This window comes from Streptomyces sp. NPDC088910, assembly GCF_044749865.1.
Classification (GTDB): Bacteria; Actinomycetota; Actinomycetes; order Streptomycetales; family Streptomycetaceae; genus Actinacidiphila.
Map to the genome: position 1 here is coordinate 199,971 of NZ_JBIVIV010000012.1, position 26,674 is coordinate 226,644.

A 26,674-nucleotide genomic window follows, 5' to 3' on the forward strand; every position below is an offset into this window, starting at 1 on the left:
GTGGCCGCGCGCCCGGAATATCCCGTTGCGCGGTTCTAGAGTCGGAGGGTGCGCCTGCCGGGCCGTCCGGGCGAAGAGGGCGGCGGAGCGGGACGATGGAGACATGGCACGCGGGAAGCTGCGCATTTATCTGGGGGCGGCGCCTGGTGTGGGGAAGACCTACGCCATGTTGTCGGAGGCGCATCGGCGTGCGGAGCGCGGTACGGACGTGGTGGTCGGGTACGTGGAGCACCACAGGAGGCCGCGGACCGAGGTGATGCTGGCGGGCCTGGAGGAGATCCGGCGCAAGGAGATCGACTACCGGGGGACCGTGTTCACGGAGATGGACGTGGACGCGGTGCTGGAGCGGGCGCCCGAGGTGGTGCTGGTCGACGAGCTGGCGCACACCAATGTGCCGGGGTCGCGGAACGCGAAGCGGTGGCAGGACGTCGAGGAGCTGCTGAAGGCCGGGATCCACGTCGTCTCGAACGTCAACATCCAGCACCTGGAGTCACTCGGTGACGTGGTGGAGTCCATCACCGGGGTGAAGCAGCGCGAGACGGTGCCGGACGAGGTGGTGCGCAGGGCCGACCAGATAGAGCTGGTCGACATGTCGCCCCAGGCGCTGCGCCGCCGGATGGCGCACGGCAACATCTACGCCCCCGACCGGGTCGACGCGGCGCTGTCCAACTACTTCCGCCCCGGCAATCTGACCGCGCTGCGCGAGCTGGCGCTGCTGTGGACCGCGGACCGGGTCGACGAATACCTCCAGCAGTACCGGGCCGACCACCGGATATCGGCCGCGTGGCAGGCCAGGGAGCGGATCGTGGTCGGCCTGACCGGCGGCCCCGAGGGCCGCACGCTGCTGCGGCGGGCGGCCAGGATGGCCGCCAAGGGCTCGGGCAGCGAGATCCTGGCCGTGCACATCGTGCGCAGCGACGGCCTGGTGTCCGGCTCGGCCAAGGAACTGGCCGTCCAGCGGGCCCTGGTCGAGGACCTGGGCGGATCCTTCCACCACGTCATCGGCGACGACGTGCCGGACGCGCTGCTGGACTTCGCGCGCGGCGTCGACGCCACCCAGATCGTGCTCGGCACGAGCCGCCGCAAGGCGTGGCAGTACGTGTTCGGGCCGGGCGTCGGCAGCACCGTGGCCCGCGACTCCGGCGACATCGACGTCCACATCGTCACCCACGAGCACGCCGCCAAGGGCCGCGGGCTGCCCTCCGCGCGGGGCGCGAAACTCGGCCGCTCCAGGGTCGTGGCGGGCTGGCTGACCGGCGTCGCGGGCCCCGTACTGCTCGCGGTGCTGCTCACCCGCTGGCACCCCGGCATGAGCCAGGCCACCGAGATGCTGGTCTTCCTGACCATGACGGTCGCCGCGGCCCTGATCGGCGGACTGCTGCCCGCGCTGGCCGCGGCCCTGGTCGGCTCGCTGCTGCTCAACTACTACTTCACGCCGCCGACGCACTCCTTCACCATCGCCCAGCCAGAGAACATCATCGCCATCGCGATCTTCATCGTCGTCGGCGCCGCCGTCGCCTCCGTGGTGGACCTGGCCGCCCGCCGCACCCAGCAGGCCGCGCGGCTGCGCGCGGAGGCCGAGATCCTGTCGTACCTGGCGGGCAGCGTCCTGCGCGGCGAGAGCTCGCTCGAAGCGCTGCTGGAACGGGTCAGGGAGACCTTCGGCATGGACGCCGTGGTGCTGCTGGAACGGGACGACGAGCACGCGGCCTGGCACTGCGCCGCGAGCGTCGGCAGCACCCCCTGCGTACGGCCCGAGGACGCCGACGTGGAGGTGCCCGTCAACGACCGGCTCACCCTCGCGCTCACCGGCCGCGTCCTGCCCGCCTCCGACCGCCGCGTGCTGTCGGCGTTCGCCGCGCAGGCCGCCGTGGTGCTGGACCGCAAGCGGCTGACCGACGAGGCGGCCAAAGCCAGGGAGCTGGCCGAGGGCAACCGGATACGTACGGCCCTGCTGGCCGCCGTCTCGCACGACCTGCGCACCCCGCTCGCCGGGATCAAGGCGTCGGTGTCCTCGCTGCGCTCCGCGGACGTCGCCTGGTCGCCGGAGGACGAGGCGGAACTGCTGGCCGGGATCGAGGACGGCGCCGACCGCCTGGACCACCTGGTGGGCAACCTCCTGGACATGTCACGGCTCCAGACCGGCACCGTCTCCCCGCTGATCCGCGAACTCGACCTGGACGAGGTGGTGCCGATGGCGCTCGGCGGCGTCCCCGAGCAGAGCGTCGCCCTCGACATCCCCGAAACGCTCCCGATGGTCGCCGTCGACCCCGGCCTGCTGGAGCGCAGCGTCGCCAACGTCGTCGAGAACGCCGTCAAGTACAGCCCGGAGAACGAGAAGGTGCTGGTCGCCGCCAGCGCGCTCGGCCACCGCGTCGAACTGCGCGTGGTCGACCGCGGCCCCGGCGTCCCCGAGAGCGCCAGGGACCACATCTTCGAGCCGTTCCAGCGGTACGGGGACGCGCCGCGCGGCAACGGCGTCGGCCTCGGCCTCGCGGTGGCGCGCGGCTTCGTCGAGGCGATGGGCGGGACACTGGTCGCCGAGGACACACCCGGCGGCGGCCTCACGATGGTGCTGACGCTGCCCGCCGCGCACGGGGCCCCCGCAGCGCCCGGCGTTCCCGACCGGCCCGCCACGGCCGTCTCATGACCGAACAGAAGAGCGCACAGAAGATCGAACAGAAGAGCGAACAGAAGAGGACGCACATGTACCGGGTGCTCGTGGTGGACGACGAGCCGCAGATCGTCCGCGCCCTCGTCATCAATCTGCGGGCCCGCGCCTACGAGGTCGACGCCGCGCACGACGGCGCCACCGCGCTGCGGGTCGCCGCCGCCCGCCATCCCGACGTGGTCGTCCTCGACCTCGGGCTGCCCGACATGGACGGCGTCGAGGTGATCCGCGGCCTGCGCGGCTGGACCCGCGTGCCGATCATCGTGCTGTCCGCCCGGCAGGCGTCCGACGAGAAGGTGGAGGCGCTGGACGCGGGCGCCGACGACTACGTCACCAAGCCGTTCGGCATGGACGAGCTGCTGGCCCGGCTGCGCGCCGCGGTCCGCCGCGCCACGCCCACCGGACCCGACGACGACGCCGCCGTCATCGAGACCGAGTCCTTCACCGTCGACCTGGCGGCGAAGAAGGTCAACAGGGACGGCGCGGACGTACGCCTCACCCCGACCGAGTGGCACCTGCTGGAGGTGCTGGTACGCAGCCCCGGCCGGCTGGTCAGCCAGAAGCAGCTCCTCCAGGAGGTCTGGGGGCCCGCCTACGGCACCGAGAGCAACTACCTGCGGGTCTACATGGCGCAGCTGCGCCGCAAGCTGGAGGCCGACCCGGCCCGCCCCCGGCACTTCATCACCGAACCGGGCATGGGGTACCGCTTCGAGCAGTGACCGGGCTTCCGGTGGCGACCCGGTCCGGTGGCGACCCGGTCCGGCAGTGACCCGGCTCTCCCGGAGCCGCCCCTTCGGGGCAATGACCGGGCTCTGACTGGCCGGTACCCTGGGGAATATGAGTGGTGCCATCCGTTCGGACCGACCCGCGGGACGTTTCCGCCGCATGCTCGACCGCCTGTCCTCCTCGCAGGAGGAGCTGCACTCCGAGGAGCTGCAGAAGGACGCCCTGGCCGTCGGCTGCACGAGGATCTGCGACTGCTCCGACCGCCAGATAGTGTCCGTCACCGGTACGCTGCGTACGGTCACCCTCCGTCCCCGGGCCGGTGTGCCCGCGCTGGAGGCGGAACTCTTCGACGGGTCCGCCGCGCTGGACGTGGTCTGGCTCGGCCGCCGCAGTATCAGCGGTATCGAACCCGGCCGTCGGATCATCGCCTCCGGCCGGATCTCCATGAACCGGGGTCGTCCGGTGCTGTTCAACCCCAAGTACGAACTGCGTCCGGTCGGACAGGAGTAACAGGTGGCGTCGATCGACAACACGGATCAGACGGTCCGCGCGGATTCCCGGCCGCCCGGCGGGAGCACGGACGGTACAGGGACCGACGAGGTCACCGGCGAGGCCGCGGGCGGGATCACCGACGAGTCGCGGGCGGTCACCGAGGCCGCGCTCTTCGACGCCTTCGGCGGGCTGCGCGGCATGGTGGAGACCACCGTGCCCGGCCTGGTCTTCGTCGCGATCTACACGGTCAACAAGGACCTCAAGAGCTCGGCCATCGCCGCCCTCGCGCTGTCGGTGCTGATGGGCGTGGCGCGGCTGGCCCGCAAGGACACCCTCAAGCACGCCTTCAGCGGGGTCTTCGGCGTCGCCTTCGGCGCGGTCTTCGCCATGATGTCGGGCAACGCGAAGAACTTCTATCTGCCCGGCATGCTCTACACGCTCGGCCTGGCCGTCGCGTATCTGGTCTCCGCCGCCGCGGGCTTCCCGCTGCTCGGCCTGATCCTCGGGCCGATCTTCAAGGAGAACCTGTCCTGGCGGAAGCGGAATCCCGGACGGCTGCGCGCGTACACCAAGGCGAGCTGGGCCTGGGGCCTGATCCTGCTGGCCAAGTCCGCGATCCTCTTCCCGCTGTACTGGTGGGGCAACGCGACGCAGCTCGGCTGGGTCAAGGTCGCGCTCGGCATCCCGCCGTTCCTGCTGTCGGTGTACCTGACCTGGATCTTCCTGGTGAAGGCGCCGCCGCCGATCGACGTGATCGCGGAGATGGAGGCGGCCGAGGCCGCGGAGAAGGCCGAAAAAGCCGAAAAGGCCGGAACGACCGGAACGGCGGAAAGCACGGAACAGGCCGAGCGGACGGGCACGACGGGGAAGTCCGCCAAGCACGCCAGGCCCTGACCCGCGCGTCCGTACGGCATGCGGAAGGGGGCGGGCCCGGACCTCACCGAGGTCCGGGCCCGCCCCCTTTTCGCGGGTCGTCAAGGAGCGACTACTCCGTGGCGGTGCCACCGTCGCCCTGGAGCGACAGCAGATCCTCCAACTGCTCCTCCCGGTGCGGCGCGGCCACGAACAGCAGCTCGTCACCGGCCTCCAACGCGTCGTCCTTGGACGGCGTCAGCACCCGGTTGCCGCGGATGATCGTGACCAGCGAGGTGTCCTGCGGCCACTCCACGTCGCCGACCCTGGTGCCGACCAGCGCGGCCTCCTCCGGCAGCGTCAGCTCCACCAGATTCGCGTCGCCCTGACTGAAGCGCAGCAGCCGTACGAGATCGCCGACGCTCACGGCCTCCTCGACCAGCGCCGACATCAGCCGCGGGGTGGAGACGGCGACGTCCACGCCCCACGACTCGTTGAACAGCCATTCGTTCTTGGGGTTGTTGACCCGGGCGACCACCCGGGGGACCCCGTACTCGGTCTTCGCCAGCAGCGAGACCACCAGATTGACCTTGTCGTCACCGGTGGCGGCGATGACCACGTTGCAGCGCTGGAGCGCGGCCTCGTCCAGCGAGGTGATCTCGCAGGCGTCGGCCAGCAGCCACTCCGCCTGCGGGACCCGCTCCACGGAGATGGAGGTGGGGTTCTTGTCGACGAGCAGCACCTCGTGCCCGTTCTCCAGCAGCTCGCCGGCGATGGACCGGCCGACGGCCCCCGCCCCGGCAATGGCGACCCTCATCAGCGCGCCTCCTCGGGACCCTTGGCGAATGCCGCCTCGACCTCGGCGACCCCGTCGGTCCGCATCATCACGTGCACCAGGTCGCCCTCCTGGAGGACGGTCTGGGACGTCGGCACCATCGCCTCGCCCAGCCTGGTGAGGAACGCCACACGGACGCCGGTCTCCTCCTGGAGTGTGCTGATCTTGTGCCCGATCCACGCGACCGACGTGTGCACCTCGGCGAGCTGTACGCCGCCGCTCGGGTCGCGCCACAGCGGCTCGGCACCGGACGGCAGCAGCCGCCGCATCATCTGGTCGGACGTCCACCGCACGGTGGCCACGGTGGGGATGCCCAGGCGCTGGTACACCTCGGCACGGCGCGGGTCGTAGATCCGGGCCGCCACGTTCTCGATGCCGAACATCTCACGGGCCACCCGGGCCGCGATGATGTTGGAGTTGTCGCCGCTGCTGACCGCCGCGAAGGCTCCCGCCTCCTCGATTCCGGCTTCGCGCAGCGTGTCCTGGTCGAACCCGACTCCGGTCACCCGGCGCCCGCCGAACCCGGAGCCCAGGCGGCGGAAGGCCGTCGGGTCCTGGTCGATCACCGCGACCGTATGACCTTGCTGTTCGAGGGAGTGCGCGAGAGTGGAGCCCACTCGCCCGCATCCCATAATCACGACGTGCACGACCGTCCTTCCGGCTGTCAAACGTTTGTGGCCGGGCCCTTGTGGAGCCCCGCGGAGCACTGTTGGTCAGCACAAGCGTCTCAGACCGCGGCCAAAGCTACACACGCGTGCGGCGGGCGAGAAGGTTGCGCCGACCGGACGCACAACTTCCCCACCGAAGCCGTACCCCGCCCGTCACCAAGTCCCCCACAGTCCTTAGGGCAGTGGGGGGAGCGCCCGTATTGACGATCCCTTAACATCGCGGGGTGTCCAAACTGACCGACCTGCCGAAACGGATCCTGATCGGCCGGGCGCTACGCAGCGACAAGCTGGGGGAAACGCTCCTCCCCAAGCGGCTCGCGCTACCCGTCTTCGCCTCCGACCCGTTGTCCTCCGTCGCGTACGCGCCGGGCGAGGTCCTGCTCGTCCTGTCCATCGCGGGGGCCTCGGCCTACCACTTCAGCCCGTGGATCGCCGTCGCGGTCGTCGTGCTCATGTTCACAGTGGTGGCCTCCTACCGGCAGAACGTCCACGCCTACCCCTCCGGCGGCGGCGACTACGAGGTCGCCACCACCAACCTGGGGCCCAAGGCCGGACTCACCGTCGCCAGCGCGCTGCTCGTCGACTACGTCCTGACCGTCGCCGTCTCCGTCGCCTCCGGAATCGAGAACCTCGGTTCCGCCGTCCCCTTCTTCGCCGACCACAAGGTGCTCGGCGCGGTCGGCATGATCTTCCTGCTGATGGTCATGAACCTTCGCGGGGTGCGCGAGTCCGGGAGCATCTTCGCCATCCCGACGTACGCGTTCGTCGTCGGCGTCTTCTGCATGATCGCCTGGGGCACCTTCAAGATCGCCACCGGACACGACATGCAGGCGCCCACCGCGCACTACACCATCCACGCCGAGACCTCGGGCATCGGCGGCTTCGCGCTGATCTTCCTGCTGCTCCGTGCCTTCTCCTCCGGCTGCGCCGCGCTCACCGGCGTCGAGGCGATCAGCAACGGCGTCCCGGCGTTCAAGAAGCCCAAGTCCAAGAACGCCGCGACCACGCTCGCCGCGATGGGCCTGCTGGCCGTCACCATGTTCTGCGGCATCATCGCGCTGGCCATGAACACCAAGGTGCACATGGCCTCCAACCCGGCGACCGACCTGCTGAACAACGGCGTCCCGGTCGGCTCCGGCTATACGCAGGACCCGGTGATCGCGCAGGTCGCCGAGGCGGTCTTCGGCCACAATTCGATCCCGTTCATCTTCCTGGCCGCCGTCACCGCGCTCGTGCTCTTCCTCGCGGCGAACACCGCGTACAACGGCTTCCCGGTCCTCGGCTCGATCCTCGCCCAGGACCGCTACCTGCCGCGCCAGCTCCACACCCGCGGCGACCGGCTCGCCTTCTCCAACGGCATCGTGCTGCTCGCGGGCTTCGCCGCCGTCCTCGTCTACATCTACGGCGCGGACTCCACCCGGCTGATCCAGCTCTACATCGTCGGCGTCTTCGTCTCCTTCACGCTCAGCCAGACCGGCATGGTCCGGCACTGGAACCGGCACCTGCGCACCGAGACCGACCCGGCCAAGCGCCGCCACATGCACCGCTCCCGCGCCATCAACACCTTCGGCGCCTTCCTCACCGGCCTGGTGCTCGTCATCGTGCTGCTGACGAAGTTCACCCACGGCGCCTGGGTCGCGGTGCTCGGCATGATCGCCTTCTACGCGCTGATGACCGCGATCCGCGGCCATTACACGCGGGTCGCGGACGAGATCGCCGCCGAGGACGAGCCGGGCGACGACTACGTGCGCCCGTCGCGCGTGCACTCCATCGTGCTGGTCTCCAAGCTGCACAAGCCCACCCTGCGGGCGCTGTCCTACGCCAAGCTGATGCGCTCCGACACCCTGGAGGCGCTCAGCATCAACGTCGACCCCGACGACACCAAGGCGCTCCAGACCGAATGGCAGCGCCGCGGCATCGACGTACCGCTGAAGGTCCTCGACTCGCCGTACCGCGAGATCACCCGGCCGATCATCGAGTACGTACGGGGCCTGCGCCGCAGCAGTCCGCGCGATGTGGTCAGCATCTACATCCCGGAGTACGTGGTCGGCCACTGGTACGAGCACGTGCTGCACAACCAGAGCGCGCTGCGGCTCAAGGGGCGGCTGCTGTTCACCCCCGGTGTGATGGTCACCTCGGTGCCCTGGCAACTGGAGTCCTCCGAGGTCGCCAAGGCGCGTGCCAGGCGCCGCGCGGACTGGAACGCGCCCGGTGCGATCCGCCGCGGTCCGGTCGGTCCGCCGCGCCGCGACAGGGAGCACACCGGCAACGGCGGACGCCAGAAGTGACGCCCGGCCCGCGGCCCCGGTCCCGGCCGGGACCGGGGCCGCGGGCCGGGACCGGGATTCCGGCCGGGCGCGGGCACGTAGACTGGAGGGCTTGTCCCCTCGGACACCCCGGCACGCGCGGGGCCCGTCCCCGCGCACCCCACCTTGAAGCTCAGGAGCACCGCCCCCATGCAGACCGAATCCGCACCGTCACTGGTCGGCCAGGAGTACGAGGTCGAGGTCGGCCAGGTGGCGCACGGCGGCCACTGCGTCGCGCGCACCGACGCCGGGCAGGTGCTCTTCGTCCGGCACGCGCTGCCCGGCGAGCGGGTCGTCGCGCGGGTCACGGAGGGCGAGGAGGGCGCGCGGTTCATCCGGGCCGACGCCGTGAAGGTGCTGACCGCGTCCAAGGACCGGGTCGAGCCGCCGTGCCCCTTCTCCGGGCCCGGCCGCTGCGGCGGGTGCGACTGGCAGCACGCGGCGCCGGGCGCGCAGCGCCGCCTCAAGGCGACGGTCGTCGCGGAACAGCTCGAACGGCTCGCCGGGCTCACCCCGGAGCAGGCCGGCTGGGACGGCACCGTGATGCCCGCCCCCGGCGACAAGGTCGCCAAGGGCGAGGTGCCCGCGTGGCGGACCCGCGTGCAGTACGCGGTGGACGCCGAGGGCCGCGCCGGACTGCGCAAGCACCGCTCCCACGAGGTCGAGGTGGTCGACCACTGCCTGATCGCCGCCCCCGGCGTCAGCGACCTCGGCGTCGAGGACCGTACGTGGCCGCAGATCGCCACCGTCGAGGCCATCGCCGCCACCGGTTCGAACGACCGTCAGGTGATCCTCACCCCGCGCCCCGGCGGGCGGCTGCCGATCGTCGAGCTGGACCAGCCGGTGTCGGTGCAGCGGATCGGCGAACGCGACCACGCCGTGCACCGCGTCCACGGCCGCCCCTTCGTCCGTGAGCGCGCCGCGGGCCGCACCTGGCGCGTCGGCGACGGCGGCTTCTGGCAGGTCCACCCGAAGGCCGCCGACCTGCTGGTGGAGGCCGTCATGCAGGGCCTGATGCCGCGCAAGGGCGACATGGCGCTCGACCTCTACTGCGGGGTCGGCCTCTTCGCGGGCGCGCTGGCCGAACGCGTCGGCGACCAGGGCGCCGTCCTCGGCATCGAGTCGGGCAAGCGCGCCGTCGAGGACGCCCGGCACAATCTCCAGGACTTCGACCGCGTCCGCATCGAGCACGGCAAGGTCGAGCAGGTCCTGCCCAAGACGCGGATCGACGAGGCCGACCTCATCGTCCTCGACCCGCCGCGCGCGGGCGCGGGCAAGCAGACCGTCCGCCGGCTCGCCGCCCTCGGCGCCCGCCGCATCGCCTACGTGGCCTGCGACCCCGCCGCCCTCGCCCGCGACCTCTCCTACTTCGCCGAAGCCGGCTACCGCCCCACCACCCTGCGGGCCTTCGACCTCTTCCCGGTCACCCACCACGTGGAGTGCGTCGCGATCCTCGTGCCGGAGAAGCCGGAGAAGCCGGAGAAGCCGGAGAAGCCGGAGAAGAAGGACGCCTGACGCCGGAATGACGCGCGGGGCGTCCGGCTCGCCCTAGTCGCCACGGCCGCCGAACACGAGCGGCTGATGGACCGGCTGTCCGAAGCGCTCTGCCCCGACCCGGACCACGAGGGCCCCTGCCCGGTCCCCTGGACGATGCACAGCAGCAACGAGGAACGAGGGCTCCCTCCTGCTCCGACAGTCAGTCCGTGAAGTAGTCGGGGTACTGCTCGCGCAGGGCGACGCCGTAGCGGCGGACGCGGCTCACGTGGTCGCTGAGCAGGCGACGGCCGCCGGTGACGTCGGCGGCTTCGAGGGCGTCGACGATGGCCGTGTGCTCGGCGACCAGGGCGCGGACGGTGTCGGGGTCGGGGAGGCTGAGGCGGCGCAGCCGGTCGAGCTGGAGCTTCATCGGCTGCATGACGGTCCAGACGCCGTGGTAGCCGCTGATCACGAAGATCTGCTCGTGCAGGGCCTCGTCGGCGTCGAAGAATCCGGCGAGGTCCTGTTCCGCCTCGCAGCGGACCTGTTCCGCCAGCAGGGCGCGGCATACGCCCAGGCGGCGGTCCGGAGCGGCGCACGCGACGGCGAAGGCGGAGATCTCCAGGCTTTCGCGGACGAACCGCGCTTCCTCGACGTCGCGCAGGCTGATCTTCGCCACGGTGGTGCCGACTTGGGGGATGACGGTCACCAGTCCGTTGTCCACCAGGCGGGCGATGGCCTCGCGCACCGGGGTCCTGCTCACCTGGAGCCTGGCCGACAGGTCGGTCTCGGACAGCGAGGCGCCGGGCGCGATGCGCAACGTCCTGATCGCCGAGACCAGCTCTTCGTAGACGCGGTCGGAGGTGCGGGCGCGACCGCGGACGACCGGACGCAGCGGGGAGCCGCCGCCGCGCGCTTCCGCTGGGGGGCTGTTCAACGATCGTTCCACCCTCGCAAGATTTTCGGGCCAAACTCCTCGTCAGGATATCGGGATTCGTCCGTCGGGCAGCGGGTCCCGCGCACACCGCGGCCGGCCGGGTCCCGCGACCCGGCCGGCCGTGTGTCTCATCGATGCGACGCGGCGGTCAGCGCTTCGCGCTCTGTGTGCCGGGCGTCACCGTCCACTGGTCGAAGTCGTACGCGACCGACTCGTCGCCGACGGTCGCGGTGAACGTCGAGCCGAGCTTGTCCTGCTGGAGCCACGGCGTGTCGAACAGCTTGAAGCTGTCGTAACCGATCGCCTGGCCGTTGACCAGGCGGGTCGCGCCGGGCGCCTGGGACGCCTTGTCGTAGGTGAGGTCGAGGTCGTCCCCGGCCAGGCTGTGGTAGACGACGCGCGGGGTGGCGTCGTTCACGTGGCTGGTGTCCAGGGCGGTCTGCGTGGTCAGCGCCGTCGCGAAGGCGTCGAGGTCGGCGTACGCGGAGGCGTCGGCCGTCTCCAGCACCCACGCGTTGGTGTCGGCCTGGCTGCGCAGGATGTCGTAGGTGTAGCCGAGCGTCGCGGTCGGGTGGATCTGCGTCGTCGTCTTCACCTTGTTCGACGGGTCGTTGGGCGTCTGGTGGTACCAGGTGCCGGGCTTCGCCAGCTTGAACGCGAAGTACATCGGGCCGGTGCTGACGACCGTCCAGCCGTCCACCTGCTTGCGCTCCACGATCGAACCGTTGTCGGGGAACATCGCGTTGATGTAGTTCGACGTCTGGTCACCCGACGACTTGTAGATGCCCAGCGCCGTCGGACCGTCCTGCATCACCCGGTGGTTGTCGGGCTGGTCGTACGACCCGATCTGCGCGGTGCCCTGGTCGAGCGAGATCCGGAACAGCGGATTCGCCGCGTTGGACTGCCAGCGCAGCACCATCGGCATGTCCTCGATCCAGTTGTCGACCCTGCGGTACTGCGTCTCGGTGGCCAGTCCCCAGGTGGGCCGCACATAGCTGGTGCGGTAGACGTCCATCGCGTTGCCGCTGGAGTTCTGCAGATTCGACTTGTACGCGCTGTACGACTTGTCGGTCATCTGACCGATCTTCACCGCGAGCGGCGGCGGCGTGTAGGACGTGCCGGACCAGGCCAGCATGCCCACGTACTCCAGGTCGGGCCGGTACGCAGACGGCGCGGTGTTGTCCGACTCGCCCACGCCCTGCTGCGCCCGGTGCTCCCCGAAGTACGTCCAGGCGAGGGTCGTGTGGTCCGCGGACCGCCAGGTCGGGTCGTTGGCGGAGGCCAGGTCGCCCTTGGCGCGGCTCTCCGACGAGATCAGGTAGCCGTTGTCCCAGTCGTTCGCCCACTCGAACCACATGACGTCCATGGCCATCTTGACCTCGGAGCGCAACTGCTGGTCGTCGGACCACTGGTAGATCGCGTTCAGACCGACATACGTCATGATCGTGTACTCGGGGCTCTCGTACTCGGCCCAGCCGCGCCGCACCCCGGCCTTGACCATCTCCTCGATGTTGGCCTTGCTGCTCGCCTTGAGCGCCGCCCCGGAGCTGCCGTTGAGGTCGGCCACGTCCGGGAAGTACTGCCCGACCAGATAGCCGGTGACGTACGTGCTCATCCGCAGGTTCTCGGTCTGCGGGAGCTTCTGGTAGCCGTACTTGGCGAAGTACGCGCGCACGTCCTGGAGCATCGCGGGGCTGAACTGGTCACCCGCCATCAGGTACGTGTACATCTTCGCCATGATCTTGTACTGCTCGTAGTCGTAGCCCTGGTAGAGCTTGTCCAGCTTGCCGAGGTTGGCCGCCACGTTCTGGTGGTCCACCACCTGCGCGGTGTACTGCGCCACGTTGATGGGGCCGTCCTCCTCCTTCATGGCCTTCGTCCGGTCCCACAGCCACTGCGTCCGGGTCTGCTGGGTGCCGGGGAACGGGGCGGGAGCCGCGGGTACGTACGTGGCGGTCGTGACGTGCACGGGGGCGCTCAGCGCGCTGACGTGGCCGAACGCGTCCTTCGCGCGCACCGCGAAGTCGTAACCCGTGCTCGGCATCAGGCCGGTGACGACCGCGGAGGTGCTGGAGCCGCTGACCGAGGAGGCCAGGTAGCCGTCGCGGTAGATGTCGTAGCCGCTGACCCCGGTGTCGTCGGTCGAGGCGTTCCACAGCAGCGGGACGCTGTCCGAGGAGGCCGTCCCGGCGTGCAGGGACGTCGGCGTGGTGGGCGGCGCGCTGTCGGACACCGCGCCGGCGTCGTACACACCGACGTTGTCGACGTCGATCGCCTCGTCGGTGCCGCCGGTGTCGACGCGTACCTGGAAGCCGAGTTCGACGGTCGTCACGAGCCGCTGGCCGCCGTTGGGCACCACGGTGAAGCGGTACTCGGGGATGTCGCTGTCGTCGACCGTCGCCAGGGCGCCCGACGTGCTCTTGTACGCGGCGGTGCCGGTCAGGCTCACGGCCGGTACGGCGAACCGCGGCACCAGGACGTTGTCGGCGTTGCCGAACTGGATCTCCGCGTAGATGTCCTTGGCGACGGGCTTGCTGCTGGCCGCGGCGCGCTTGAGGTCGAACTTCAGCACGAACTGCTCGGCCGGGCTGCCGACCGGCGCCCCGTAGACGGCGTTGACGCGGCTCACCAGCGAGCCGGTGGAGAACCGGTGGTAGAAGTAGCTGGCGAGGTTGGTCCCCTGGGAGGCGTCGCGCAGTTCGAGCGCGTTGTTCCCGCCGACGCTCACGATCTGCTGGCTGCCCCCGCCCGAGGCGGTGGACATGGTCAGCGGACTGGTGCCGCTGTCCATCGTGGTGTCCATGTCCGCTGCGAGCAGGTTGACCTGTGGGTCGTCGGCGGCGACGGCACCTTGGGACGGTGCCGCGAGGAGCACGATGACGCACGCGGACGCCATGGCTCCGTACAGGACTCTCATTGATCATCCTTTCGTTGGCACTGGTTGACTTGCCGACCGTTGAACCGACCGGTTACTTGACCGACCCCGCGACCAGGCCCTTGCTCCAGAAGGACTGCAAGGACACGAACATGGCGACGACGGGCACGACCGATAGCAGCGCGCCCGTGACGACGGTCGCGTAACCGATCGGATAGCCCTGCATCTCACGCCAGCCGACGAGCCCCACGGTCACGGGCTGGAGCGATCTGTCGGCGAGCATGAGCGAGGGGAGCAGGAAGTTCGTCCAGATCGCGACGAACTGGAACAGGAAGATCGTCACCATCGCGGGCGCCATGATCCGCATCCCCATCACGAAGATGCGGAACTCGCCCGCCCCGTCGATCCGTCCGGCCTCGATCAGCGCGTCCGGGATCGACGACGCGGCGTAGATCCGGCTCAGATACACGCCGAAGGGGCTGACGATGCTGGGGATGAACACCGACCAGAAGGTGTTGATCACGCCGGTGTGGCTGAAGAGCAGATACAGCGGGACGGCGAGTACGGGGGCGGGCAGCAGGACGGCGGCGAGCACCGTGCCGAAGACCGCCTCACGACCGGGGAAGGGGAACTTCGCCAGCGCGTAACCGCACATCGTGGCCAGCAGCGTGGAGACGACGCCGCCGCCGACCGCGTACAGCAGCGAGTTCAGCAACCAGCGGGAGTAGATGCCGCCTTGGGCCTCGAACAGCGTCTGGACGTTGTCCCAGAGGGCGAAGTGCGCGCCGAACCAGAAGCCGTTGCCGGAGAAGAGCTCCCCGCTGCCCTTGGTGGCGGAGACGATCAGCCACCACACCGGGAGCAGGAAGTAGAGGGCGAACAGGCCCATGACGGCCAGCACGAACATCCGCGAGGCCGGGTTCACGGTCGTCAGCGGGCTTCCCGAGGCGCGCTTGGGCCCCGGTCGCGGCTTCGGGGGAGCCGGCGTGGCGGGCGCGGGTGATTCCACGGTGGCGGTCATCAGTCGGTCCTCTTGGCCGACGCGCGGAAGACGGCGACGGAGAGCACACAGATCAGCGCACCGAGCACCACCGACTGCGTGGCCGCGTAGTTGAAGTTGTTGGAGGAGACCGACCGCAGCGTGGCCATGATCGGCGTGTAGGTGGAGGACAGGTTCGGCGCCACGGACTTCATGGTCGCGGGCTCGTTGTAGAGCTGGAACGTGCCGATGATCGAGAAGACCAGGGTCATCAGCAGGGCGGGGCGGATCTGCGGGACCTTGATCAGCCACGCGGCCCGCCACCCCGTGCAGCCGTCCATCGCGGCGGCCTCCATGGTCTCCTCGGGGATCGCCTGGAGCGCCGCGTACAGCAGGATCGTGTTGTAGCCGGTCCACGCCCAGGTGAGGATGTTCGCGATCGAGAACGGGAGCGCGGCGTCGGTGACGAAGCTGGCGTGGACGCCGATCGAGTCGAGCGCGCGGGTGATCGGGCTCAGCGACGGCGCGTACAGGAACGACCAGACCAGTCCCGCGATCACACCGGGCAGCCCGTACGGGACGAAGTAGGCGAGCCGGAAGAACCGGCCGCCCTTGATCGCCGCGGAGTCCAGGAGAAGGGCGAGTACGAGCGCGATGCCGAGCATCACCGGCACCTGGATCACGCCGATGAACGCCACCCGTCCCAGCGAGGCGAGGAAGTCCGCGTCGTGGAACACCTCGACGTAGTTGTCGAAGCCCGCGAAGACGGTCTTCGAGCCGCCGAGCCCGAGGCCGGAGCGCTTCACCGAGAACAGGCTCTGCTCCAGTGAGTACGCGGTGGGGATCAGGTAGACGACGACGAAGAGCAGGAGGAAGGGCAGGACGAACGGCGCGGCCCGGCGGAGCTCGCGTAGTCGGCGCCGTTGAGTCGTCACGGAGGACACGGTCACCTTCTCTCTGAAGGAACGTGGGTGCTGGGGGACTTGTCGGGGCGAGGGCGAGGGCGAGGGCGAGTCGGGGGCGGGGGCGAGGGCAGGGCAGGGGCAGGGCGGCGGCGGGGGCGGCGGATTCGCGGCCCCCGCGCGGCCCTTCTTCCTGGCCCCGGCTAATTGACCGAGAAGCCCTGGGACTTCAGCGCCTTGAGCGTGTCCTTCTGGGCGTTGCCGAGCGCGTTCTCGTACGTGGCCTTCTTCGTGTGCACCTTGCCGAGGCCGTCACCGAGCGTCGTGGCCGAGATCGACATGATCGGCCCCCACATCCAGCCGGAGTTGACCTTGGCCGACTCGGTGCGGAACAACTGGTAGACGGGCTGGCCGCCGTAGTAGCTCTGCGGGGCGTCCAGCGCGGGGTTGGTGAGCCCGGACTTGGACGCGGGCAGGATGGCCGCGGAGGCGATGAGGTTCGACACCGACTCCTTGTCCGTCGACATCCAGGTGGCGAATTCGGTCGCCTCCTTCGGGTGCGAGCAGTCCTTCATCACGGCCGTGGCCGATCCGCCGGAGTTCCCGACCGTGTCCGTACCGGCCCATCGGGGCATCGGCGCGACGGCCCACTTGCCCGCGGAGCCCGAGGCGTTGTCCCGGATCAGGGACGCCGACCAGACGGGACCGACCTCGGCCCAGACCGTCCCCTTGCTCCACGCGGAGTACAGCGCCGCGTCGAAGGCGGGGTACGAGGCGAGCAGCCCCTTGTCGTACAGGCCCTGCCAGTAGTCGCCGACCTTGCGGTTGGCGGCGCTGTCGAACGACACGGACCACGCGTCGTTCTTCACCCCGAACCAGGGGGCGCCGCCCTGCCACGCGAACCCGGCGTAGAGGTAGGGGTCGGTGGGCAGGTTCATGATCCGCGACGCCGGGTCCGCGGCCTTCACCGCGGCGGCGGCGGCCGTGAACTCGTCCCAGGTCCTGGGCAGCGCGATGTGCGCCTTCTTGAACAGGTCGGCCCGGTAGAACATCGCCATCGGCGCGGTGTCCACCGGTACGCCGTACGCCTTGCCGTCGACGCCGACGTTGCCCCACACCCAGTCGGGGAACTCGCTCCTGCCGTCCTTGACGTACGTGCTGACGTCCTGGAGCACGCCCGCCGCGAGGAAGCTGGAGAACGTCTCGTACCCGACCTGGGCCAGACAGGGCGCCTTGCCCGCCTTGGCGGCGGTGAGCATCTTGTCGTAGCCGCCGGCGCCGCCGTTGGTGATGGCCTCGTACTTCACGTGGACGTCGGGGTGCGTCTTGTTCCAGAGCGCGACGGACTTCTCGTAGCCCGCGGCCCAGCCCCAGAAAGTGATGTCCGCCGGGCCGCCGGTGTCCGCCTTGGCGCTGCCGCTGCCGCTGCCGTTGCCGCCGCCGCATCCGGTCAGCGCGAGGCTGAGCGCGGCGAGGACCGCGGCGGTGGTGAGTCTTGCCCTGCGCATGATCATGGCGACCTCTCGGTTTGCTGCTGTACAGCGCGGTTCGTGTCTTCGTGCCGTGGTGATGGGGGGCGTTGGCGGGGGCGATGAGGGGGCGATGGGGGAGCGGACATACCGCCGCGGACGACACCGGGCAGGCGACCGGGATACTTGCATACAAGAATACTGGCATGCAAGGATTCGGACGTGAATCCTCCCCGACCAGCACGCATCCAGGAGCAGGCACCCCCCGGCCCCGCCGGAGGGCTGTCGCCGATCACCCGGGACCGCACGCGGAACCGCGCCTCCGACCACGTCTACGACGAGTTGGTCTCCGCGATCCGCAGACTGCGGCTCGCCCCCGGCTCCTCCCTGTCGGAGACGGACATCGCGGAACGGCTGCACGTCAGCCGTACGCCCGTCCGGGAGGCCATCGCCCGGCTCGCCGACACCGGCCTCGTCCACGTCGTGCCGCAGGTCGGCACGCAGGTCGGGCTGATCCGGCTACGCGACGTCGAGGAAGCGCGCTTCGTCCGCGAGAGCCTGGAGGTCTCGGCCTTCGAGGCGGCCTGCGGCAATCCGGGACTGGACGTCGGCATCCTCCGCGACTTGCTCGAACAGCAGGAGCACGCCTACCGCACCGCCGACTACGACACGTTCTTCCAGGCCGACGAGGCCCTGCACAGTGCGATCTTCACCCTCAGCGGCCACCCCGGCGCCTGGCAGGTCGTCCAGCGGATGAAGCTGCAACTCGACAGAGTGCGCCGGCTCGCCCAACCCGACACCGCCACGATGCGTGACCTGATCGACGAACACCGGCTGATCGTCGACGCGTTGGAGTCCCGCGACATCGCGGGCGGGCGCGCCCTGATCAGCCGTCACGCCAGACGCGCGCTCGAACGCGTGCCAGGGCTGCGCGCGCAGTATCCGCACTACTTCACGGCGTGACCGCGCGCGGCGGCGTACGACCGGGCGCGGGGGCGTATGACCACGCGCGGCAGCGTCGTACGACCGGGCGGGGCAGCGTCGTACGACCGCCCCATAACGTGCACGACCGCGCACGACCGCGCATGACCGCCAGGTGCACCGAATCACCGCGACGAAAGGACAACCCCACGTGAACAGGTTCGCCGGACGGACGGTTCTCGTCACAGGCGCCGGTTCCGGCATCGGCCGCGAGATGACGCGCCAGTTCGTGGCGGAGGGGGCGACCGTCTACGCGGCGGACCTCGACCCCGCCGACGTGCCCGACGGCGGCGTCCCGCTCACCGTCGACGTCACCGACCCCGACTCCTTCGCCGCGGCCGTCTCCCGGGCGGTGTCGGAGACCGGCGCGCTGCACGTGCTCTGCAACAACGCGGGCCTGGCCTCCAGCACCGACACCCTGGCGTGCAGCGTCGAGGAGTGGGACGCGACCTTCGCGGTCAACACCCGCGGGGTGTTCCTCGGCACCAAACTCGCCCTGCCGCACATGCTCGCCCAGGGCGACGGCGCCATCGTCAACACCGCCTCCGCCGCCGGACTCGTCGGACTGAAGGACCGCGCCGCGTACTGCGCCAGCAAAGGCGCCGTGATCGCCTACAGCCGCCAGGTCGCCGTGCAGTACGCGGGCACCGGCGTGCGCTGCAACTCCGTCTGCCCCGGCACCGTCGACTCCCCGTGGGTGGGCCGCCTGCTCGCCGCGGCCGACGACCCCGGGCAGGCCCGCGCCCAACTCGTCGCCCGGCAGCCGATGGGCCGCCTCGGCACCCCGGCCGAGGTCGCCGCCGCCGCCCTCTACCTCGCCTCCGACGCCGCCGCGTTCATCACCGGCACCGAGCTGGTCATCGACGGCGGGCTGCTCGCCGGCTGACCATCCCTACCACCGAACGGATCACCGTGAAGCTCATGCGTGTCGGCCCACCCGGGGCCGAACGGCCCGTCGCCCTGCTTCCCGACGGCCGCCACCTCGACCTGTCCGCGCTCACCGACGACATCGACGGCGCCTTCCTCGCGGGCGACGGACCCGACCGGCTGCGCGACGCGATCGAGGCGGGCGGCCTGCCGGCCGTCGACGTCACCGGGCAGCGCGTCGGCCCGCCCGTCGCCCGCCCCGGCGTCGTGCTCTGCGTCGGCATGAACTACGCGGCGCACGCGGCGGAATCGGGCGCCGCACCGCCCCAGGCGCCGGTCGTGTTCTACAAGTCACCGCACTGCGTCGTGGGACCGGACGACGACGTCCTGCTGCCGCGCGGCTCCGCCAAGACGGACTGGGAGGTCGAGCTCGCGATCGTCATCGGACGCCGGGCCCGCTACCTCGACTCGCCCGCCGACGCCCTGGCCCACGTGGCGGGTTACACGATCTCCAACGACGTGTCCGAGCGGGCCCTGCAACTGGAGACCAGCGGCGGCCAGTGGTCGAAGGGCAAGAGCTGCGAGACGTTCAACCCGCTGGGTCCCTGGCTGGTCACCCCGGACGAGATCACGTCCCCCCAGGCCCTCGGCCTGCGCTCCTGGGTCAACGGCGAACCCCGCCAGGCGTCCGGCACCAAGGACATGATCTTCGACGTCGCCACGCTGATCCACGAGCTGAGCCAGTTCACCGTCCTCGAACCGGGCGACGTCATCAACACCGGCACGCCCGAAGGCGTCGCGCTGTCGGGCCGCTTCCCCTACCTCAAGGAGGGCGACACCATGGAGTTGGAGATCGACGGGCTGGGCCGTCAGCGGCAGCGGGTCGGCCGGGCATGACCATACGACTCTCGCTCGGACACATCGACACCTACGACGCGCGGGTGGCGACCTTCGCGCGCCAACTCGGCCTCACCGGCGTCCAGCTCCACACCCCCGACCTGCTGCCCGGCGAGGACGGCTTCTGGAGCGAGTCCGAACTGCGGGCCCTCAAGGACCGTTGCGAGGCCGACGGCCTCGCGATCGACGGCCTGGAGAACGTACCGCTCGCGCACTTCTGGAAGATCCAGCGCGGACTGCCGGGCCGCGACGAGCAGATCGAGAACTACCTCAGAACCATCCGCAACCTCGCCGCCGTGGGCATCGACCTGCTCGGCTACAACTTCCTCGCCACGTACGTCTGGCGCACGGACATGGCGGCGGCGGGCCGCGGCGGCGCCAAGGTCAGCGCCTTCGACCTGGCGGACGTCTTCCGCGGCAACGCGCTCGCCGGATACCGGCTCACCCCCGACCACCCCGTCGACGAGCCGGCCACCGCCGACCGGATGTGGGCCAACCACCAGTACTTCCTCGACGCCGTCCTGCCCGTCGCCGAGGAGGTCGGCGTACGGCTGGCCCTGCACCCCGACGACCCGCCCGTCGACGTGCCGTTGGGCGGCATCGCCCGGATCTTCACCTCGCCCGCCGCCATCGGACGGGCCCGCGACCAGGCGGGCGGCAGCCCGTCCTGGGGCCTGAACCTCTGCCTGGGCACGGTGTCGGAGATGGCGGGCGAGGAGAGCGTCAACGAGGTCATCGACCTGCTGGGGCCGTCCATCTTCTACGTCCACTTCCGGGACGTCCGCGGCACCGTGCCCCGCTTCAGCGAGTGCTTCCTCGGCGAGGGCAACTTCAACCCGGCGCGGGTCATCCGCCGTCTTGAGGACTCCGGATTCGACGGGTTCCTCATCGACGACCACGTCCCGGCGATGATCGGCGACCTCGACACCTGGGGCGACATCTCCTCCGAGGCGTACTGCAGCCGCGGCCGGGCCCACGCGATCGGCTACCTGCAAGGCGTCCTCAACGGCCTCGGGCTCGACCAGCCGGAGGCCCGCCCGCGGGCCGGCCGCTCGGCGACGGTCGGCCGGCAGCCTCAGGCCAGCCAGTAGTACGGCAGGCGCAGGAGGTCGGCGACGCGTGCGGCGACCTCCCGCGCGTGCGGCGGGACGCCCTCGTCGGCGATGCCGCGTATCAGGTGCAGATGGAGCGACTGGAGGGTGGCGAAGGTGTTGAACGCCCAGACCGGGACCGCGCCGGGTCCGCCGCCCTCCAGGGCCTTGTGAACGACGGTCAGCCAGTCGGTGGCCTCCTCGACGGTCAGTCCGGGGGCCTGGAGGACACGGGTGAGCGCGCGGGCCAGCCGCGCGTCCTCCAACTGCGCGTAGCGGTAGTCGGTCTGCTCGACCGTCATCCTGCGGGCGCACAGCTCCAGCAGGCCGGTGCGGCGCTCCGGCAGGGCCTTCGCGAACGCCGCGGCGGCGTCGGCGCCGTGTGCCACGGCGTGCAGCCAGCCCAGCGCGTCGTCCCAGCCGCGGGTGTCGCGCTCGGCCGGATACCAGGCCGAGAACCGCGCGTACCAGCGCTCCGCCGCCTCTCGCGGCACGAGCCCGGGCACGGCGTCGCCCCGCGTCAGCACGGAGCAGATGATCAGCGGTGCGAAGGCCCTGGCCTGAACCTCCGGGTGGGTGAGACGGCCGGCCGCGTCGTCCCCGAGCGTTTCGAGGACGGCGTCGAGACGCCCCTCCCTGATCCAGCGGGCGGCGCCGGTATAGGCGTGGTCGTCGCGTGTCCCGGGGTCCGGGGACGTCAGCATGACGGACAGCTCGGCGGCGAGCCGCGGCGCGGGGACGCCCTCGGGGAAGGGGAATCCGTCGGCCGCGACCGACGTCCAGTCGACACGATCGGCGTTCATGGCATCAGGCTATTCCTCGCTCATCGCCACCAGTTTGGTGACCGTGTTCCAGTTGCGGGTGGACGCCGTCAGGCCGAGGCGGCGGTCGGAGAACTGGGCGGCCAGTTTGGAATTGTGCACACCGCCGGGGAAGTGGCCGTAGATCTCGCTCTGCCCGGGACGGAATTCGTCCGGCGCGTACGCCGCCGCGTCGATCGCCGCCAGCTTGTCGAGGGGGACGGGCCCCGACAGGAACGTCACCATGAAGCGCGACGGATTCACCCCGTCCATCGGGAACGGGTTGGCGTCCACGACCCGCCGGAGGTCCGCGCCGGTACGGATCAGGCAGGCGACGGTCAGCCCCAATTCGTCGCTGATCCGCTGCTCCAAATCCGCCGCCAGCCGCCCCGGATCGGCCTGCGCGTGGGTGAAGACGGCGTTGCCGCTCTGGAGGTGGGTGCGGATGTCGGCGGCGCCGATGGAGGCCAGCAGGTCCCTGAGGGTCCGCATGGGCAGCTTGTTCTTGCCGCCGACGTTGATTCCGCGCAGCAGCGCGACGTAGCGGGTATCCGTGTCCGTATCCGTATCCGGGGTCGTGCTCTTACTAGTGCGGGTGCTGGTCCTGGTGTTGGTTTCGGCGCCGGTGGCCTTGGTCGTCACGATCGCCACGCTAGCGGCCGGCACTGACAATCGGTCGATTCCGGGTGGTGCCGGGGCAAGCGCGGCGTCGCGCGAATCATGCGCGATGTCCCTCGTTCGGAGGACGGTACGGTCGCTGGAACGGTTCGGCAGGCCGGGGCCTGGTTACGTTCGCGCATATGACCAGCATCCATGACAGGCCCGTCGTCACCGAACTGCGGCTGTCGGCCTTCAAATCGCACCGGGGCGCGTCGTTCGGACTCGGGCCGCTCACCCTGCTCTGCGGGGGCAGCGGCACCGGCAAGTCGAGCGTGCTGGAGGCGCTGGCCGCGCTCGGTCGGCTGGCCTGCGGGGACGGGCTCGACGAGGTCTTCGAGTCCGTGGTGCGCGGTGGCGCGGCGGCGTGCGTACCGCAGGACGCGCAGCCCGACCCGCAGGGACGGCGCGGCTTCCGGATCGGCTGCACGGTCACCGGCCCGGTGGGTCCCGTGCGGCTCGACGTCGCCGTCCAGGCGGAGCCCACGCTGCGGATCGTCGGCGAGCGGCTGACCGGCGCGGGCGAGACGCTGCTGACGACGGCGCTGCGCGACCCGGAACGCCCCACGGTGCAGGCCGCCTGGCACACCGCGGGCCTGGTCGCCGTCACCCGCGCGCCGCTGCCCGACGACCGCCTCGCCACGGCCCTGTTGCCGCTGCGCGTCGCCGGACGCACCGACGGGCAGCGCCTGGTGCTGGCCGCCGCGGAACAGGTCGTCGTGGCGCTGCGCGGGGTCTTCCCGATCGCACCGCGCCCCGAGCTGATGCGCGGCCCCGTCCCGGTCGGCGACGGACGGCTGCGCGCCTCCTGCGACAATCTGTCCGCCGTCCTGGCCAGGACGGAAGGCGAGTGCGGCACCCGGCACGCGGCGCTGGTCAACGCGGTGCGCGCGGTGTGCAGTCCGCCGGTGGAGGGGATCACGGCGCTGGCTGCGGGCGCCGCCGCGAGCACGGGCGCAGGCGGGCGTACGTGCGCCGGTCCGCGTACCGGTGCCGGTACGGCGGAGGGCGCCCGCGCGGGCGGCGGGTCGGTGGCGGAAACGGCGCGTGCGGTGGACGCCGTGATCGCCGCGGTGGACCGAGGCCCGCTCGGCCTGGTCCCGGTGGACCGCCTCGGCGACGGCGAACTCCGCTTCCTCGCGCTGGCGTTGGTGCTGCTCACCGGCCCCGGAGTGCTGGACGTCGACACGAGTACGGAGCTGCTGCCCGCCAGTCAGGTGCTGACCGTGCTGGGCGACGGCCTCGACCACGGCCTGGACCGTCGTCAACTGAGCGAACTGCTGCGGCTGGCGGGCCCGGCCGCGGAACGCGGGCACATCCGGCTGCTGGGCACCGTCCAGGACGCGAGCTTCGCGGAGGGGATCGGCGGTGTCTCGGTCACCGCGCTCGGGGTCCCGAGGCCACGCCGCCGCGAGGATGCGGTAGACCAGTCGGGGTGACCGAAGAAACCGACGCACCCGATCTCGCGGCGCTCCAGCGCCGCCTCGCCTCCTTCGCCGCGGCCCGGAACTGGCAGCCGTTCCACACGCCCAAGAACCTCGCCGCCGCGCTGAGCGTCGAGGCCGCGGAGCTGCTGGAGATCTTCCAGTGGCTCACCCCGGAACAGGCGGCGGAGGTGATGGCGGACGACGGGACCGCGCACCGGGTCCGCGACGAGGTCGCGGACGTGCTGGCGTATCTGCTGCAATTCTGCGAAGTGCTCGGCATCGATGTGCTGGCCACGCTGGCGGCGAAGATCGACCGCAACGAGCTGCGGTTCCCGCGGGCCGATCCCTCGTCCGGGTGACGAGGTTTTCCACAGGCGCGGAGTTGTCCACAGATCTCCCGAGGGGCCTTTCCGCACCCGCGAAACTCTGTCACTCTGAGTAACGGCGAAGGGATCGCCGCAGGACAGAGGGGGTGCGGGACATGGACGCAGCGCGACTGGTGGCCCAGGCGGAGCGCGTGATGAGCCGGTCGCCGCAGCCGGACGACGTCATCGCGGAGGCATGGCAGGCGTTCGAGCTGACCGAGGCCGTGGGACGGCTGCTCACCGCCGATCACGAGCGGCCGGTGGTCCGCGCCGGGCCGGGACCGGTGGTGGGCGCGTCAGGCGGCGACCCGCCGCGGGCCGCACGGCTGACCGGGGTGCGCGACCCGCACGGCACGCTGGGGGCCCTGCGCACGCTGCTCGGCGAGATCGGCCTGTCGCTGGTCGCCATCACCTGCACGGCGGAGGACGAGGCGGCGTACTGGAACTGCATCGAAGCGCTGGACGCGGTGGACGAGGCCAAGGACCGCGTGCGCGCGCTGACCCGGGAGGTGGACCGTTGACGGAGATCGCCGTGATGGGGGCAGGATGGAGGAATGGATCTGCGAATCTTCACCGAGCCCCAGCAAGGTGCCGAGTACGACACCCTGCTCACCGTCGCGAAGGCGACCGAAGACCTGGAATTCGACGCCTTCTTCCGCTCCGACCATTACCTGAAGATGGGCGACGGGACCGGACTGCCGGGACCCACGGACGCGTGGATCACCCTGGCCGGACTCGCCCGCGAGACCAGCCGGATCAGGCTCGGCACCCTGATGACGGCCGGCACCTTCCGGCTCCCCGGTGTGCTGGCGATCCAGGTCGCCCAGGTCGACCGGATGTCGGGCGGACGGGTCGAGTTCGGCCTCGGCGCGGGCTGGTTCGAGGAGGAGCACACGGCGTACGGCATCCCCTTCCCGAAGGAGAAGTTCGCCCGCCTTGAGGAGCAACTGGCCATCGTCACCGGCCTGTGGGAGACCCCGGTCGGCAAGACCTTCGACTACGACGGGACGTTCTACCAGCTCAAGGACTCGCCCGCGCTGCCCAAGCCCGCGCAGGCGAAGGTCCCGGTGCTGATCGGCGGCATGGGCGCCAAGCGGACACCGGAACTGGCGGCGCGCTACGCGACCGAGTTCAACATCCCGTTCGCCTCGGTCGAGGACAGCGGGCTCCAGATCGGCCGGGTGCGCGCGGCGGCGGAGGCGGCCGGGCGCGGCCCCGACGACCTGGTGTACTCCAACGCCCTGGTGGCCTGTGTCGGCAAGGACGACGCCGAGGTGGCCCGCCGGGCCGCCGCGATCGGCCGGGAGGTGGACGAACTGAAGGCGAACGGGCTGGCGGGCACGCCCGCCGAGGTCGTCGACCGGATCGGGCAGTTCGCGGAACAGGGCTCCACCCGCTTCTACCTCCAGATTCTCGACCTGTCCGACCTCGACCACCTGGAGCTGATCTCGTCCCAGGTCAGGACCCAGGTGGGCTGAGGCCGCGATGCCCACCACCCCGCCCGCACCGCTCTTCCCGGCCGCCGCCGGGAGGGCACTGGTCCTGGACGGCGGGCTGTCCAACCAACTCGCCGACCAGGGCTGCGACCTGTCGGACCCGCTCTGGTCCGCCCGGCTGCTCGCCGACGCCCCGGAGCAGATCGAGGCCGCGCACACCGCCTATGTGCGGGCGGGCGCCCGGGTGCTGATCACCTCCAGCTACCAGGCCACCTACGAGGGGTTCGCCCGGCGCGGCATCGGGCGGGCCGAGGCGTCCGCGCTGCTGACCCGCAGCGTGGAGCTGGCCCGGCGGGCGGGCGCGGGCCGGACCGACGTGCGGGTGGCGGCGTCGGTCGGGCCGTACGGGGCGATGCTCGCGGACGGCAGCGAGTACCGCGGGCGGTACGGGCTGAGCGTGCGGGAGCTGGAGCGCTTCCACCGGCCGCGGATCGAGACCCTGGCGGCGGCCGGTCCCGACGTCCTGGCCCTGGAGACGGTGCCGGACACCGACGAGGCCGAGGCCATGCTGCGGGCGGCCGAGGGGACCGGCGTGCCGGTCTGGCTCTCCTACACCGTCGACGGCGACCGCACCCGGGCCGGGCAGCCCCTGGCGGACGCCTTCGCGGTGGCCGCGGGCCGCGACGAGGTGATCGCGGTGGGCGTCAACTGCTGCGCGCCCGCCGACGCGGACCATGCGGTGGAGGCGGCGGCGACGGTCACCGGCAAGCCCGTCGTCGTCTACCCCAACAGCGGCGAGCACTGGGACGCCGGCCTCCGCCGCTGGGACGGCGCCGCCACCTTCTCCCCGGCCCGCGTGACCTCCTGGGAACGGTCGGGCGCCCGCCTGATCGGCGGCTGCTGCCGAGTGGGCCCGGCCCGGATCAGCGCCCTGTCGAAGGTGCTGGGCGGCGGCTAGGGCCGGG

The 26,674-nt window shown here is 71.0% G+C and carries 24 protein-coding genes; 15 read left to right on the forward strand and 9 right to left on the reverse strand.

The window, feature by feature from the left end; all coding sequences use genetic code 11:
- The first annotated feature begins 103 nt into the window (after positions 1–103).
- The 4 genes from ACIP4Z_RS26255 (at position 104) to ACIP4Z_RS26270 (ending at position 4,783) form a co-directional block, all read left to right on the forward strand.
- The gene (locus ACIP4Z_RS26255; RefSeq protein ID WP_355338503.1) at positions 104–2,650 is read left to right on the forward strand and encodes a sensor histidine kinase KdpD; all 2,547 of its coding nucleotides are present in this window, start codon (positions 104–106) and stop codon (positions 2,648–2,650) included.
- A 56-nt stretch (positions 2,651–2,706) separates the two neighbouring features.
- Positions 2,707–3,390, forward strand: coding sequence for a response regulator (locus ACIP4Z_RS26260; RefSeq protein WP_188282663.1), 684 nt, complete (start codon positions 2,707–2,709; stop codon positions 3,388–3,390).
- 118 nt (positions 3,391–3,508) lie between these two features.
- Entirely contained in the window at positions 3,509–3,907 is a 399-nt protein-coding gene (locus ACIP4Z_RS26265) for an OB-fold nucleic acid binding domain-containing protein (protein WP_188282613.1), read from the forward strand.
- 114 nt (positions 3,908–4,021) lie between these two features.
- Positions 4,022–4,783, forward strand: coding sequence for a DUF3159 domain-containing protein (locus tag ACIP4Z_RS26270; RefSeq protein WP_401312252.1), 762 nt, complete (start codon positions 4,022–4,024; stop codon positions 4,781–4,783).
- Positions 4,784–4,874: 91 nt separating this feature from the next.
- Here the strand turns inward: ACIP4Z_RS26270 and ACIP4Z_RS26275 are convergent, their stop codons facing one another.
- Both ACIP4Z_RS26275 and ACIP4Z_RS26280 read right to left on the reverse strand, forming a co-directional pair.
- Positions 4,875–5,558 carry a TrkA family potassium uptake protein gene (locus ACIP4Z_RS26275; RefSeq protein ID WP_355338506.1) on the reverse strand — a complete coding sequence of 228 codons (684 nt, stop codon included), beginning with the start codon at positions 5,556–5,558 and terminating at the stop codon, positions 4,875–4,877.
- A complete protein-coding gene (locus ACIP4Z_RS26280; RefSeq protein ID WP_355338509.1) occupies positions 5,558–6,223 on the reverse strand; it encodes a TrkA family potassium uptake protein in 666 nt (221 codons plus the stop codon). Before ACIP4Z_RS26280 ends, ACIP4Z_RS26275 begins: the two co-directional genes overlap by 1 nt.
- Positions 6,224–6,468: 245 nt before the next feature.
- Between ACIP4Z_RS26280 and ACIP4Z_RS26285 the strand changes: the two genes are divergently transcribed.
- Complete coding sequence (locus ACIP4Z_RS26285; RefSeq protein WP_355338512.1) at positions 6,469–8,532, forward strand: APC family permease; 2,064 nt, start codon at positions 6,469–6,471, stop codon at positions 8,530–8,532.
- Between the two features lie 168 nt (positions 8,533–8,700).
- The gene (locus ACIP4Z_RS26290) at positions 8,701–10,065 is read left to right on the forward strand and encodes a class I SAM-dependent RNA methyltransferase (protein ID WP_401312064.1); all 1,365 of its coding nucleotides are present in this window, start codon (positions 8,701–8,703) and stop codon (positions 10,063–10,065) included.
- A 181-nt stretch (positions 10,066–10,246) separates the two neighbouring features.
- On the opposite strand, the gene ACIP4Z_RS26295 is transcribed toward ACIP4Z_RS26290, so the two are convergent.
- The 5 genes from ACIP4Z_RS26295 to ACIP4Z_RS26315 all read right to left on the reverse strand — a co-directional run bounded on the left by ACIP4Z_RS26295 (position 10,247) and on the right by ACIP4Z_RS26315 (position 17,227).
- Positions 10,247–10,963 carry an FCD domain-containing protein gene (locus tag ACIP4Z_RS26295; RefSeq protein WP_391048870.1) on the reverse strand — a complete coding sequence of 239 codons (717 nt, stop codon included), beginning with the start codon at positions 10,961–10,963 and terminating at the stop codon, positions 10,247–10,249.
- A 148-nt stretch (positions 10,964–11,111) separates the two neighbouring features.
- Positions 11,112–13,880, reverse strand: coding sequence for a fibronectin type III domain-containing protein (locus ACIP4Z_RS26300; RefSeq protein WP_391048868.1), 2,769 nt, complete (start codon positions 13,878–13,880; stop codon positions 11,112–11,114).
- A gap of 52 nt (positions 13,881–13,932) precedes the next feature.
- Positions 13,933–14,859, reverse strand: coding sequence for a carbohydrate ABC transporter permease (locus ACIP4Z_RS26305; protein WP_355338524.1), 927 nt, complete (start codon positions 14,857–14,859; stop codon positions 13,933–13,935).
- The gene (locus tag ACIP4Z_RS26310) at positions 14,859–15,752 is read right to left on the reverse strand and encodes a sugar ABC transporter permease (protein ID WP_355338527.1); all 894 of its coding nucleotides are present in this window, start codon (positions 15,750–15,752) and stop codon (positions 14,859–14,861) included. The genes ACIP4Z_RS26305 and ACIP4Z_RS26310 overlap by 1 nt, the downstream gene beginning before the upstream one ends.
- 170 nt (positions 15,753–15,922) lie before the next feature.
- Complete coding sequence (locus ACIP4Z_RS26315; RefSeq protein ID WP_401312070.1) at positions 15,923–17,227, reverse strand: extracellular solute-binding protein; 1,305 nt, start codon at positions 17,225–17,227, stop codon at positions 15,923–15,925.
- A gap of 183 nt (positions 17,228–17,410) precedes the next feature.
- Between ACIP4Z_RS26315 and ACIP4Z_RS26320 the strand changes: the two genes are divergently transcribed.
- From ACIP4Z_RS26320 to ACIP4Z_RS26335, 4 genes are all read left to right on the forward strand, one after another.
- On the forward strand, positions 17,411–18,151 hold the full coding sequence (locus tag ACIP4Z_RS26320) for a GntR family transcriptional regulator (RefSeq protein ID WP_401312073.1): 741 nt from the start codon (positions 17,411–17,413) through the stop codon (positions 18,149–18,151).
- Positions 18,152–18,320: 169 nt separating this feature from the next.
- Complete coding sequence (locus ACIP4Z_RS26325) at positions 18,321–19,055, forward strand: SDR family NAD(P)-dependent oxidoreductase (RefSeq protein WP_401312076.1); 735 nt, start codon at positions 18,321–18,323, stop codon at positions 19,053–19,055.
- Positions 19,056–19,081: 26 nt separating this feature from the next.
- Complete coding sequence (locus tag ACIP4Z_RS26330; RefSeq protein WP_401312079.1) at positions 19,082–19,933, forward strand: fumarylacetoacetate hydrolase family protein; 852 nt, start codon at positions 19,082–19,084, stop codon at positions 19,931–19,933.
- On the forward strand, positions 19,930–21,024 hold the full coding sequence (locus ACIP4Z_RS26335; RefSeq protein ID WP_401312082.1) for a mannonate dehydratase: 1,095 nt from the start codon (positions 19,930–19,932) through the stop codon (positions 21,022–21,024). The genes ACIP4Z_RS26330 and ACIP4Z_RS26335 overlap by 4 nt, the downstream gene beginning before the upstream one ends.
- On the opposite strand, the gene ACIP4Z_RS26340 is transcribed toward ACIP4Z_RS26335, so the two are convergent.
- The gene (locus ACIP4Z_RS26340; RefSeq protein ID WP_401312085.1) at positions 21,009–21,827 is read right to left on the reverse strand and encodes a DUF2785 domain-containing protein; all 819 of its coding nucleotides are present in this window, start codon (positions 21,825–21,827) and stop codon (positions 21,009–21,011) included. The two genes, ACIP4Z_RS26335 and ACIP4Z_RS26340, sit on opposite strands and share 16 nt — an antisense overlap.
- Before the next feature lie 9 nt (positions 21,828–21,836).
- On the reverse strand, positions 21,837–22,466 hold the full coding sequence (locus ACIP4Z_RS26345) for a DUF1697 domain-containing protein (RefSeq protein WP_401312088.1): 630 nt from the start codon (positions 22,464–22,466) through the stop codon (positions 21,837–21,839).
- Positions 22,467–22,624: 158 nt separating this feature from the next.
- Here ACIP4Z_RS26345 and ACIP4Z_RS26350 point away from each other — a divergent pair, with 158 nt between their 5' ends.
- The 5 genes from ACIP4Z_RS26350 to mmuM all read left to right on the forward strand — a co-directional run bounded on the left by ACIP4Z_RS26350 (position 22,625) and on the right by mmuM (position 26,667).
- Positions 22,625–23,920, forward strand: coding sequence for an ATP-binding protein (locus ACIP4Z_RS26350; protein ID WP_355338550.1), 1,296 nt, complete (start codon positions 22,625–22,627; stop codon positions 23,918–23,920).
- The gene (locus ACIP4Z_RS26355; RefSeq protein WP_401312091.1) at positions 23,917–24,267 is read left to right on the forward strand and encodes a nucleotide pyrophosphohydrolase; all 351 of its coding nucleotides are present in this window, start codon (positions 23,917–23,919) and stop codon (positions 24,265–24,267) included. The genes ACIP4Z_RS26350 and ACIP4Z_RS26355 overlap by 4 nt, the downstream gene beginning before the upstream one ends.
- A gap of 122 nt (positions 24,268–24,389) precedes the next feature.
- A complete protein-coding gene (locus tag ACIP4Z_RS26360; protein WP_401312094.1) occupies positions 24,390–24,794 on the forward strand; it encodes a DUF6099 family protein in 405 nt (134 codons plus the stop codon).
- Positions 24,795–24,827: 33 nt separating this feature from the next.
- Complete coding sequence (locus ACIP4Z_RS26365) at positions 24,828–25,751, forward strand: TIGR03560 family F420-dependent LLM class oxidoreductase (RefSeq protein ID WP_391048848.1); 924 nt, start codon at positions 24,828–24,830, stop codon at positions 25,749–25,751.
- 7 nt (positions 25,752–25,758) lie between these two features.
- On the forward strand, positions 25,759–26,667 hold the full coding sequence (gene mmuM / locus ACIP4Z_RS26370) for a homocysteine S-methyltransferase (protein WP_401312097.1): 909 nt from the start codon (positions 25,759–25,761) through the stop codon (positions 26,665–26,667).
- Positions 26,668–26,674: the final 7 nt, after the last annotated feature.